The organism is Mycobacterium persicum, from assembly GCF_002086915.1.
Taxonomy (GTDB): Bacteria; Actinomycetota; Actinomycetes; order Mycobacteriales; family Mycobacteriaceae; genus Mycobacterium; species Mycobacterium persicum.
In genome coordinates this window covers 293,720-305,711 of record NZ_MWQA01000001.1, presented here as the reverse complement: position 1 = coordinate 305,711, position 11,992 = coordinate 293,720, and the positions used below count along the sequence as shown (strand labels likewise).

Genomic DNA, 11,992 nt, shown 5'->3' with positions numbered 1-11,992 from the left:
CCGACCCCGCCGGCGCCGCCGTTGCCGATCAACCCGGCTGCCCCGCCGTTGCCGCCGTTGTGGTTGGGCGCCCCCGACCCGCCGGCTCCGCCGTTGCCGTACAGCAGGCCGCCGGGCGCGCCGTTGGCCCCGGTGCCCGGGGCCCCGTTGGCGCCGTTGCCGATGAGTGGGCGACCCAGCACGGCCAGGGTCGGCGCGTTGATCACATTGAGCAGGTCCTGCTCCACCGCTTGCAGAGGCGAGACGTTGGCGGCCTCGGCGCCGGCGTAGGAGCCCGCTGCCCCCGTCAATGCTTGCACGAACTGGTCATGCAGCACGGCCATCTTGGCACTGAGCGCTTGGTAGTCCTGACCGTGCGAACTGAACAATGCCGCGATGGCCGCGGACACTTCGTCGGCACCCGCGGCCAGTACCGCCGCCGTCGGCCCCGCTACCGCCGCGTTCGCAGCGCTCACCGCCGACCCCATCGTGGCCAAATCCGCGGCCGCGGCAGCCATCATCTCCGGCGCAGCGATCACAAACGACATTGCCATCTCCTCACCCGCCGAACTCGACGACTCAGTGGTGCAGCGGCCATATGGGCGGCTGCGCGCTGCGGTAATTGCGGTGGTGCAATTGGATTCGACATCAGCAACCTGCCGCCTGCTGCGGGCAGAGCAGATCACCGACCTTTCTGCTTAAGGCGAGCGTAATTTTGTTTCAGCCCCACGATCGGTCTTTCAGGCAGCTTTCAGCGGGCCCACAGCTAATGCTCGGGATGGCGGAACCCCTCTCGGCCGGTCGATGAATGCCTGCCGGGCCGAGGCACCACCGGGGCGTCGGACGCTGGTATCGACATACCGGCGCACTCGGCGACCTTGGACAGCGAAATCGCCGGTCCGCCAATCATTGTCGTCCGCGATGGCCGCGACGGGCCCGGCACCGGATTTCGCGCCGGCCTGACCGAGAAGCCCGGGTCGGCCCTGGGTCGTGTGAATCCGTCGTCGAACCCGAATGCCGCCGGGCGCCAGCATGTGCGCGTTGCCGACGCTATGGCCACGCGCTGAGGTAAACCCATGTCAGCGTTGGACTCCCCGGAGTAGCGTGATGCCGGCCGCAGTGAAACCCGAATGCACCAAACCAGGAGTGACGATTGGTCGCCACAATCGAGGCTGAGCCGGTTGAGCGGCCGCCGACTGCGGACCCGGTCCGCGCAAATCCCGGACGAGCCGGCAAGCGCACGAGCGATGCCACTTCGGGTCCGAACCCGCCGAGGGCGGTCAGGTTCCCAAGCGACCAATGCTTCGGTGTCCCAACGCCGAACCACAACATGATGGGCGCAACGACATGATCTCGATCACCGTGGCAGAACTGGCAGACCTGCTGGTGGAGACCGGCGAACGACACCATCAGGCTTACGCCGACACCGACGGTGCCGACCCTGAGTGGGCCCTGTGGTACAGCGGTTACCTGCAGTCGCGGCTGTGGGACCGCGCCGGGCGGTTGCCGTCCCGGAGCCAGCTGGTCGGGCTGCTCCAATCCGCCGAGCGGCGCTACGGCGACGCCGAAGACTGGCCAGCGCGATACGCGGGTCACCTACTGGCCGGGCTCGACGTGAGTGGGCCGTCCGGCGAGGTGTTTCCCACCGTGGTTGCCGACGACATCGGTTGGCTGACCAGGGTGCAGATGGTCGAGGTGGACCGCGTGATGATGCAGGACTTGCGTATCGACCTGATTCAGATGATGGAGAACGCCGGTCACCGGCTGGCCCGTTTGGTGCTCGCCATGGCCGCGCCCGACCGGGTCGCCGTGGTCGCGGGTTCCGGCGGCAATGGGGGCGGCGGTCTGGTGGCGGCCCGGCATCTCGCCAATGCAGGCGTCGACGTCGTGGTGACGCTGGGCGGTCCGGCAGACCAGCTGAGCCCGGTGCCGGCACACCAGTTCGACATTCTGCGGCGCATGAAGGTGGCCACCAGCGACACCGTCGTCGATGCCGACCTCACCGTGGACGCGCTGATCGGCTACTCGCTGCGGGGCGCACCACGGGGGCGCGCCGCCGAACTGATCGCCGCGATGACGTCCGCCCGTTCGGTGGTCGCGCTGGACACGCCTAGCGGACTTGACGTCACATCGGGAGAGGCGCCCGGAGATGTCGTCAGCGCCGATGCAACACTGACATTGGCGCTGCCCAAGATCGGTATGCGCAACGCACCGCAGGTCGGTGCCCTCTACCTCGCCGATATCTCGGTGCCCCGGTCGGTCACCGCCGCGCTCGGTCCGCAACCACCCGACTTTTCCTCCTCGCCGATCCTGCGGGTGCTCTGACGCCGCAGCCACCACGAAACATTCTGCACCGCTTGCTGATTCATATGTCCGACGCGGCCAGATCAGCGGGGCCGACGTCTGCATATCCCAGCGGCGGTCGATATTGGTCGGCGCGAAGATTACCGGCAAACCGGCCGCATTCGTTTTAGTTTGTTCTTCAAAAGATTTCATGAACGGTGCGGTTGCTCTGGTGAAGCGATGTGGTCTACCGGAGTCCGCGTGTTCAGCCGACCAATGACCAGATGAAAGTGCTGAGTTCCGATGCCGAACCTCGAAGTTCCGTTTCAGCCGCTCCGCAACTCGTTGTACACGTCACTGGAGCTGATGAGTGGTTTCGAGCCGCACCGCCCACTCAGCTTCGCCGAGACATTGGACTTCCGCTCGTATCGCTACTTCACCGCCAACGGCGGCGCATGTCCCACCGATCCCTACGCCGGGATGATGCAGGCGCTGCATGACCACTCGATCATGCGCGCCCTCACGGTGTTTTTCCACAGCGTCAAGTCGCCCACGGTGGCCATCATGGGCGGCCACGACGAGACGCGCGTGACCCCGAACTACGCGAATGTGGCACGGATCGCGCGGACATTGACCCAGTGCGGCTGCCTGGTGGCAAGCGGTGGCGGGCCCGGCGCCATGGAGGCCACCCATTTGGGCGCAATGCTCGCCAACGCGTCGGACCAAGATGTGACCGACGCATTGAAACACTTGCAGAACCAGCCGACGCTGCCCGACAGTGCGACAGTGGTCTCCTGCACCGGCGAGATCGATACCGAGATCGTGCGCCAGTTGCACGATTGGGCCGCGCCCGCATACGAGATAGCCCAAACATTCGCCGGCACCGGGGGACGCAGCATCGCGGTTCCCACTTGGTACTACGGCAACGAACCATTGTCGCCGCTGGCTACCGACGTCGCCAAGTACTTCCAGAACAGCATTCGCGAAGACATCCTGCTGTCCCTGGCGGCCAACGGGATCATCTACACCCGCGGCGCGGCGGGCACACTGCAGGAAGTGTTTCAAAACGCCGCGCAGAACTACTACCCGAGAAATGCGGTGGCGTTCTCCCCGATGATCTTCCTCGGCCGGGAGTTCTGGACCGAGAAGCTGCCCGTGCTGCCGGTTTTGCAGGCCCTGTTCGTTGGCGGCAAGAAGCTGACACCGGAGGACTTTGACCAACTGGTGCGCATCGTCGATACCCCGGACGAGGCGGTCGACGCGCTGCTGCAGCAACGCCCGTCGCCGACGAAGATGATGGAGCGCATGCAAGCCGTCGGGTTCGGACCCCTGATGAAGGCCACCCGGCCAGTGACCTGAGCGAGTTCGGAGCCCGATATTGCGGGGCAGTCCTGGTCGTAATGGGCCGGAAGGTCCTGTTAGACAGGCTGATTCGATTCTTGCGAGGTCAGCAGACGCACAAAGCCGACGGGCGCGGCGAAGCCCTTGAGCATCACCGTCTCGTGCCGCTGGGGCACGTCGGCCACAATTTCCCGTACCGCCGGATCGTCGGCGACGGCGTGCGACAACACGATGTCGCCGCCGGCGCTCTGGCCCTGCAGGCGTGCGGCCATGTTCACCGTTGAGCCGAAGTAGTCGAGGCGATCGTTCAGCGTCACGACGACGCTGGGACCGGCATGCACGCCCACCTTCAGCACCAGGCCGCCGCCTGCATGTGCCGACGCGGAGATCGCCGCTTGCATGGCGAGCGCCGCGCGGACCGCTCGCGCCGGATCGGTGAATGAGGCCATGACCGCGTCACCGATCGTCTTGACCACCGCACCGTCATGCTCCCGCACGATCGCGGCCAGCAGCGTGAAGTGCTCGCGCACCAGGTTGTAGGCAGTGGCGTCGCCGACCCGTTCGTAGAGGGCCGTCGAGCCCCGCAGGTCTGTGAACAGCAACGCGACCTGGCTGACCCCCGCGTCGTCGCCCGGGCGCAGCGTCGCCTCGGCGAACAGATCGCGAAAAGCCTGCAGCGAGATCACTTCTGGCGCGGTTAACGTCTCGCGCGCCCACGTCCGGTCCTCAATCAAGGCTGCCAGCTCGAAGCCGGCGTCATTGACAAACGTCACACTACCCGGCGCGTTCTCCCGATCCGCGGCGTCCAGGATCTCGACGCCCGACCCGGTGATGCGCAGACCGGGAAACGCGCCGGACTGGTAATCGATGTCGACGAAACCGTTGGGATGCAGCGTGCGTAACCGATACGCGCCCGGAGGCAGGTCGACGGTCACGTCGCGCCGCTCCCCCGCAGCCAGCAGAACCTGTACGGCGACATGTTGCGTCTCCATCGGCCCCGACAAACAGAAGCGGCCGCCGGGCAATGGGCGCACCGTGGGCGCCGGCGCGAACGTCAGCTCGACGTTGCGCTCGAAGTCGCGATCGTAGTCGATGTTGCACGACGGGCAGTGCGCACCGTGGGGCAGCTCGGACAGGGTGGCGACGCTGACCTTGGTGCCGCGGCAGTTGGGGCACAGCAAATCCCACTTCATGCCGAGCAAGCCAACCTTCACCCCGGCAAGACACGCCTCGGTCGCAACGCGCGCAGGCACGCCGAGAGCGTTCGCCAGCGCCTTGGGCCGGAGCCGGGTCAGGTCGGTCGCCATGCCGTGCAGGACAAGGTCGGCGAGCCGCGCGCCCAGCCCGTTACCGTAAGGGCTGCGGTCTATTTCACCCGCCATCGCCGCAGCCCGCTCGGGGGCACCGGCGGGCAGTGTGGGCTCCGGCAACACGAACGGTGTCACGCGGTTGGGCGCATGATCGCCGTGAGCAAAGTCGACTGCCTCCAGGACGCGTTTTCCCACCGCTTCGCCCGCCTGGGCCGCAAGCCGCGCGCCGAAGAGACGGCCGACCAAACTCAGGGGCTCCCATTCGAGTGCATAGCTGACACGCGAGCCCCCGTTACCGTCTGGCTCGATATCGAAGACCGGGCCGAAGCGACGAAACGGCCCCTTGGTGAACACGCGTGATTGGCGGAAGTGCCGACCCGAGATCCACTCGTACGGCTTCTCCTCCCATTCCAGCAAGAAGCCCGCCACCCTGGCTTGCCCGCGGCGCCGGACCGTACCGTTGGCAAGTGGGGTCTCTTCGAGCGTGTAGGGCGGCAATCCGAGCGCTTCGTTGAACCGGTTGGTATCGGCCAGCAGCGGCCACAACTCATCCGGTGGCAGGTCGAATGTCCAGGTCCACGTACGACGCATCGACCGGAACTCTAGACCGGTGGCGGGCGGGATGCGAGGTGGCGCGACGCGTCAGGCGTGAATCGCCCGGGGTGCCGGCCCGGGAATCCACCGGAAACAGGGCGTAGGCTCCCCGATGCCGGATCACATCGCACGTCAGGAGCGCACTATGAAGTCGGATGCGGGATCTGGAGCAGACGCCCGTGACGGCGATTACGCCCATCGGCTACGCAAGTTCACCGCATTCGACAACTTCTCGGATGCCGAGCTGGAGCTGCTCGCCCGAGTAGCCCATCACACCTCGACGTCCAAGCCCTGGCCGATGATTCATGAGCAGACTCCGGCGGACGCCTGCTACATCCTGCTCAGCGGGGAGGCGCGGGTATACGTGGGCCGGGATCCCATTGCCGTGTTGGGCCCGGGTGAGGTGATCGGCGAATCTGTGCTTCGCCGTGGGAAACTGCGCTCTGCGACGGTAACGACGACCGGTCCGGCCGAGGTGCTGCGTATCGAGCGTGATGATCTCGCCAGATTGCTGGACGTGATTCCCGCGCTGCGTGAAACCATGGACGCAACGGTGGCGCGACATGCGCCGACGGTCGCTGTCCAGCCGGCTACGCCAAAGCCGACACGTGCCAAGGTAAACGCCTCGGTGCCAGCGGATCTGGTCGACCGGTTCGAGCAGGCCGCCAGCAGCGCCGGTGTGACCGTCGCGGCCGCGCTGGAGGATGCGCTGTCGCAGTGGATCGAACGAAACGGCACCGCGCAATCCTGAGGAAATCAGTCCGGCCGCTGCTACCCTGTCGAGGCGTTCACAGCACGCGGTTGCCCGAACCAGGCGGTCAGGGCCGCGCGCAGCTCCTGATCGGCGAGGCCCGCCACCCAGGCGATATGCCCGTCGGGGCGGATCAATACCGCGGCTGGCGGTGTGACCGCGCCGAGCACCGGAAGCTCCCATTTGCCAGCGTATTTCGCGTGGATCAGCTGGACTCGGTCCGCCCACCCGGTGATTTCGAAGGCGCCGGGCTCAGAAAAATTGAGTAGCACGGGACGGGCACGATGCAACAGGGTGAACACCCGGATTGGGCCGTCCAACGTGACTACGTCCAGATCGGGCATGCGGCGACCCAGCAGCGGATGCCCGTCACCAATCTCGTAACGGATGTCCAGGCCCGACATCATCGCGGCGAATCGCTTGCGGGGCTCGTCCATGCCGAGGAGTTCGGCAACGGTGTCGCGCAGAGCCTTGGTGCGGTCATCCAGGCGGCGAAGAAGGGCACCTTGCGCCATGACGTTGCGCAGCACACGGGCAGCAACCGGGTGACGTTCGGCATGGTAGGTGTCCAGGAGACCGTCGGGTGATATCTGGTTAACCACCTGACCCAGCTTCCATCCCAGGTTCACCGCGTCCTGCACACCGGTGTTGAGGCCCTGACCGCCAACCGGGTGATGCACATGTGCGGCGTCACCGGCCAGCAGCACCCGTCCGTTGCGGTAGGCCGCGGCTTGGCGCGCCATATCGGTGAACCTGGAAATCCATGCGGCCCTGCGGATCCCGTAATCCGTTCGGTATACCGCGACGAGTGCCTCGCGCAGATCGCGCAACGTGGGTTCGCCAGTACGTTGAAGGTTTTGCTCGGTCACCATGACGCGCACCGACGCCCCATCGTCGCTGCTGCTCAGCGCATGGACACCGAGCGCGTCGTGGCGGATGCCCCACTCCGGCTCCTCGCCTTTCCCGAAGGTCATTTCGACCTCGGCGATCAGGTAACTGGTTGTCGGATCCCATCCCGGAAAGTCGATGCCGGCTGCCTTGCGAACCACACTGCGTCCGCCGTCGCAGCCGACCAGATATTGCGCCCGCAGCAACCGGCCGTCGGCCAGCCTGACATCGGCGCCGCTCAGGTCTTGGACAATGCCGGTCACCTCACGCCGGCGATAGATCGGCACCCCCAGCTCGTCGACCCAGCCGGCCAAGATGTGCTCGATCTGGTTCTGCCACAACGCCAGCCCATACGGGTGCCGAGTCGGGAAGTCGCTGATATCCAGACGCATTTGCGAAAATCCAGCGACTTGGGCCAGCTGCCCCTGTGCGAGGAACCGCTCAGCAATTCCACGCTGATCGAGGACCTCGAGGGTACGGGAATGCAGACCGCCCGCGCGCGAGCCGATGAGCTGCTGGTCGGCGCGCCGCTCGATAACGGCAACGTCGGCTCCTGCCAACGCCAATTCGGCGGCCAACATCAGCCCGGTCGGTCCCGCCCCGGCCACCAGCACCGCATGGTCGGCCACCGCAGAGGCCTCTCGGCTCGACTCGCATGCCCCCGACCGCACCCGCAATTTCGCCCCCAAATTCCGTGAGTTTTCGCCCCGGCCAATGATTTTGCGGCATGACCGGGGTCTTGCCGCAAGCCCCCAGGTGCCGTATATCGTGAGAGTGGGAACTACAGCCGCTTCTCCATCAGGACCGCTGAGACCACACGGCGTCGATGGCGCGATAGATTCGCTGCTCGCTGACCGCCCGCGGCGTGCCGAGTTGCTGGGCCCACAGGCTGACTCGCAGCTCCTCGATCAGGCGCGCGATGTCCCGGACGTCCGCGGCCGCCGCCCGTGCCGCGGGCAGCCCCTGCAGCAGTTCGTGATAAGCGTCTTGCACGGCGTGCACCCGCCGCATCCGCTCACGGTCGGCCTCGATCGCGTACGGCAGCCTCTCCAGGCGCCGGCGGATGGCGGTCAGGTAGCGGGTGAGGTCGGCGAGACGCGCGCGTCCGGTCGCGGTGACCAACCCGGGCGGCAACAGCCGGTCCAGCTGGGTGCGGATGTCGGTGATCGCATCGGTCTGTGCCGCAGGCGGTTCGGCGCGCAGTAACAGCTGCACTTGCTGCGCGACGGACAACGCCTTTTCGACTCGGCCCACGATGTCGACGGTCATCGGCACGAGATCTTGCGCTACCCGATCGCGCAGCGAAGCGAACTCCGCACGTGTCCACACCGGCGCGGGCGCCAGCGCGTCCACCGCAGCGTCGGCGCAGTCGTCGAGCAACGCGGGCACGGAGCCGTCCGGGTTCGCGCCGAGCGTCAGGCGCGTCCGTGGATCCAGTTGGCGGTCAACGGCTTTGAGAGATGCGGTGACGCTCAATCGTAACAGCCGCCGGATGCCCGGACCCATTGCGCGTTCCTGCTCGACCGACGTGGCGAACACACGTAGGTCAACCGCGCCGCCCGCGTCGACGAACGCCGGAAAACCCCGCACGGTGCGCCCGTCGACCGTGCGCTCCACGACCCGCGGCACCTCGGGCAGATCGTCGGGCCAGGTGCGCAACCCGGTTCGTTGCACCTCCCCCGCGACCGCATGCGCAACAGCCTCGCGGGCCGGTGTCGCCAGCCGCTCCTGCAGCGCACCCAGATCCTTGCCGCGGGCGACCTCGGTGCCGTTTCGGGACTCGACGGCGAACGTCACTCGCAGATGGGGCGGCAGCTTCTCCAGGACGAAGGCGTCGATGGGCACCAAAACCCCGGAGCGACGGCGCAATTCGCGCTGCAACGCCGTCAGCAGCGGCTCCCGTTCCGGATCGATCCCGGCCAGCACGGCGCGGGCGGTATCGGGAGCGGGAACGAAGTTGCGGCGCAACTCTTTCGGAAGCGAACGGATGAGCGCGGTAACCAGTTCCTCCCGCAATGCCGGTACCTGCCAGGCGAACTCGTCGCCACCCAAACGCGTCAGCACGTCAATCGGGACGTGCACCGTGACACCGTCGTCGGCGGCGCCCGGCTCGAAGCGGTAGGTCAGCGACAACGCGACATCGCCGGTCCGCCACAGGTCCGGCCGATCGGCGGCGGCGGTATCCTCGGCGCGCAGTAGGTCGTCACGACTGAACGTGAGCAGATCCGGTGTCTGGTGTCGCTGCTTCTTCCACCACGCGTCGAAGTGGCGCGCCGAGACCACGTCGGCGGGAATGCGCGTGTCGTAGAGCGCGTAGACGTCCTCGTCACCGACGAGCAGATCGCGGCGACGGGCCCGCTCCTCGAGGTCCCCGAGTTCGGCCCGCAACCGTGCATTGTCGCCCAGGAAACGATGGCGGGTCTGCCAGTCGCCCTCCACCAGCGCGTGCCGGATGAACAATTCCCGCGCCACCTGCGGCTCGACGCGGGCATATCCGACGCGGCGGCGGGCCACCAGCGGCAGCCCGTACAGCGTCACCCGCTCGTAGGCCAGCACCTCACCGCGGCCGGCATCCCAGTGCGGTTCGCTGTAGGTGCGCTGCACCAGGTCGCCGGCGACCCGCTCCACCGCTTCCGGTTGGATACGCGCGGCGGTCCGCCCGTACAGGCGGCTCGTCTCGACCAGCTCTGCCACCACGACCCAGCGCGGTGGCCGCTTGGTGAGCACCGAGCCGGGCGCGAGGACGAACCGGGAATTGCGCGCGCCCAGATACTCGCGCGCGTCCTCCCGGCGCATCCCCACATGCGACAGCAACCCGGCGAGCAGCGCCGCGTGGATGCGGGCCGGGTCAACGTCGTCGTACTCGACCCCGGAGGCGGCCAGGCCCAGGTCGCGGGCGATGCTGCGCAGCTGCCCGACCAGGTCCTGCCACTCCCGGATACGCAGATAGTGCAGGAATTCGTCGCGACACAACCGCCGAAAAGCGTTGCCCGACAATTCTCTACGCTGCTCACGCAGATAATTCCAGAGGTTGAGGTAGGACATGAAGTCGGAGTTCTCGTCGGCGAAGCGGGCATGCCGCTGGCGGGCCGCCTCCTCGCGGTCGGCCGGGCGCTCGCGTGGGTCGGGGATGGTCAGGGCCGCAGCCAGCACCAGCACCTGCGGCACGCATCCCTCGGTCTGGGCCTGCAGAATCATCCGGCCCAGCCTCGGGTCGACCGGCAGCCGCGCCAGGCGGCGGCCCAGGTCGGTGATCGCGCCGTCGCGGTCGAACGCGCCGAGCTCCTGCAGCAGTTGCACACCATCGCGGATGCTGCGCCGATCGGGCGGGTCGAGGAACGGGAAGTTCTCGACATAGCCGGGTGGGGCACCGAGCTGCAACGCCGCCATCTGCAGCAGCACCGCGGCCAGATTTGTCCGCAGTATCTCCGGATCGGTGTAGCGCGGGCGAGCCGCGAAGTCGCGCTCGGAGTAGAGGCGGATGCACACGCCGGGGGCGAGTCGGCCGCATCGCCCGGCCCGTTGTGCGGCCGACGCTTGCGAGATCGGTTCGATGGGCAACCGCTGCACCTTCAGCCGGCGGCTGTAGCGCGAAATGCGTGCGTTGCCGGGGTCGACGACGTAGCGGATACCCGGCACCGTCAGTGACGTCTCGGCCACGTTGGTCGCCAGCACCACGCGGCGTCCGGTATGCGGCGCGAACACCTTCTGTTGTTCGGCGGTGGGCAGCCGGGCATACAGCGGCAATACTTCGGTATTTCTCAAGCCTGTCAAGGCCTCTGCGGTGTCGCGGATTTCGCGTTCACCGGACAAGAACACCAGGACATCGCCGGGCGGTTCGGCCTCGAGTTCACCGATCGCGTCGATGATCGCCTCGATTTCGTCGCGGGTCTCGGTGCGCACGATTTCGTGGTCGGGATCGTCGGGATCATCGTCGGTGCCGGGTGAAACGGCGACTTCCAATGGCCGGTAGCGGATTTCCACCGGGTAGCTGCGTCCGGACACCTCGACGATCGGGACGCTGAGCCCGCCGTCGGCTCCACCGAAATGCGCCGCGAAGCGCTGCGGCTCGATCGTCGCCGACGTGACGATCACCTTCAAGTCGGGGCGGCGCGGCAGCAGCTCGCGCAGGTAACCGAGCAGGAAGTCGATGTTGAGGCTGCGCTCGTGGGCCTCATCGAGGATCAGGGTGTCGTAGCGCAGCAGGCGGCGGTCACGCTGAATCTCGGCGAGCAGGATGCCGTCGGTCATCAGCTTGACCAGGGTGCGGTCACTGACCTGGTCGGTGAACCGGACGGCGTAGCCGACCACGTCACCAAGCGCAGTGTGCAACTCATCGGCGATGCGTTGCGCGACGGTGCGCGCTGCCAGCCGTCGCGGCTGGGTGTGTCCGATGGTGCCGCGGAGGCCGCGGCCGAGCTCGAGACAGATCTTAGGCAGCTGGGTGGTCTTTCCCGAACCGGTTTCGCCGGCGACGACCACGACCTGATGCTTCCGCACCGCGTCGGCGATCTCCTCCCGTCGTTCGCTGATCGGCAGGTCAGGATAGGTGATCGCGGGGACGGCGGCCTGCCGCGCGGCCACCAGAGCCTCGGCCGCGGCGATCTGGTCGGTGAGCTGTCGCAGCTTGTCGGGCTTGGCGCCGCGCAGATTCCTCAGGCGCCGGCCGAGGTACGCGGCGTCGCGGATGGTCAGGCCGTCGAGTCGGCTGCGCAACGTCGCCCCGGACGTTTCGATGGACGGCTCGGACACTCCGGCCAGGATAGGCGTGTTACCAACCGCGCACGGCAGGGTATGGGGTGGCGAGGGCTCGCACCAACGGCGGGCCAACCAGAAGATCTGACCT

The 11,992-nt window shown here is 67.1% G+C and carries 8 protein-coding genes and 1 pseudogene; 4 read left to right on the top strand and 5 right to left on the bottom strand.

Annotation, left to right across the window (positions count from 1 at the left end):
* Positions 1-206 (bottom strand): PGRS repeat-containing protein (locus B4U45_RS30220; protein ID WP_423734693.1); only part of this gene is annotated, 206 nt, incomplete at its 3' end.
* A gap of 99 nt (positions 207-305) precedes the next feature.
* Positions 306-467 (bottom strand): annotated as a pseudogene (locus B4U45_RS30215) (PE family protein); the annotation flags it as partial.
* Between the two features lie 390 nt (positions 468-857).
* Between B4U45_RS30215 and B4U45_RS01435 the strand changes: the two are divergent.
* The 3 genes from B4U45_RS01435 to B4U45_RS01425 all read left to right on the top strand — a co-directional run bounded on the left by B4U45_RS01435 (position 858) and on the right by B4U45_RS01425 (position 3,621).
* The gene (locus tag B4U45_RS01435; protein WP_075549857.1) at positions 858-1,046 is read left to right on the top strand and encodes a hypothetical protein; all 189 of its coding nucleotides are present in this window, start codon (positions 858-860) and stop codon (positions 1,044-1,046) included.
* 280 nt (positions 1,047-1,326) lie between these two features.
* Positions 1,327-2,304, top strand: a complete 978-nt coding sequence (locus tag B4U45_RS01430; protein ID WP_158006393.1) for an NAD(P)H-hydrate epimerase — start codon at positions 1,327-1,329, stop codon at positions 2,302-2,304.
* 261 nt (positions 2,305-2,565) lie between these two features.
* Positions 2,566-3,621, top strand: a complete 1,056-nt coding sequence (locus B4U45_RS01425; RefSeq protein ID WP_099225424.1) for an LOG family protein — start codon at positions 2,566-2,568, stop codon at positions 3,619-3,621.
* Positions 3,622-3,680: 59 nt separating this feature from the next.
* Here the strand turns inward: B4U45_RS01425 and B4U45_RS01420 are convergent, their stop codons facing one another.
* On the bottom strand, positions 3,681-5,459 hold the full coding sequence (locus tag B4U45_RS01420) for an adenylate/guanylate cyclase domain-containing protein (RefSeq protein ID WP_158006392.1): 1,779 nt from the start codon (positions 5,457-5,459) through the stop codon (positions 3,681-3,683).
* A 193-nt stretch (positions 5,460-5,652) separates the two neighbouring features.
* Between B4U45_RS01420 and B4U45_RS01415 the strand changes: the two genes are divergently transcribed.
* Positions 5,653-6,258, top strand: a complete 606-nt coding sequence (locus B4U45_RS01415) for a Crp/Fnr family transcriptional regulator (RefSeq protein WP_075549854.1) — start codon at positions 5,653-5,655, stop codon at positions 6,256-6,258.
* Positions 6,259-6,278: 20 nt separating this feature from the next.
* Here the strand turns inward: B4U45_RS01415 and B4U45_RS01410 are convergent, their stop codons facing one another.
* Together B4U45_RS01410 and hrpA are read right to left on the bottom strand one after the other, a co-directional pair.
* Positions 6,279-7,775, bottom strand: a complete 1,497-nt coding sequence (locus tag B4U45_RS01410; RefSeq protein WP_258174287.1) for an FAD-dependent monooxygenase — start codon at positions 7,773-7,775, stop codon at positions 6,279-6,281.
* Between the two features lie 169 nt (positions 7,776-7,944).
* Positions 7,945-11,907 (bottom strand): ATP-dependent RNA helicase HrpA, encoded by a 3,963-nt coding sequence (gene hrpA / locus B4U45_RS01405; RefSeq protein ID WP_075549859.1) that lies wholly within the window; start codon positions 11,905-11,907, stop codon positions 7,945-7,947.
* Between the last annotated feature and the right edge of the window lie 85 nt (positions 11,908-11,992).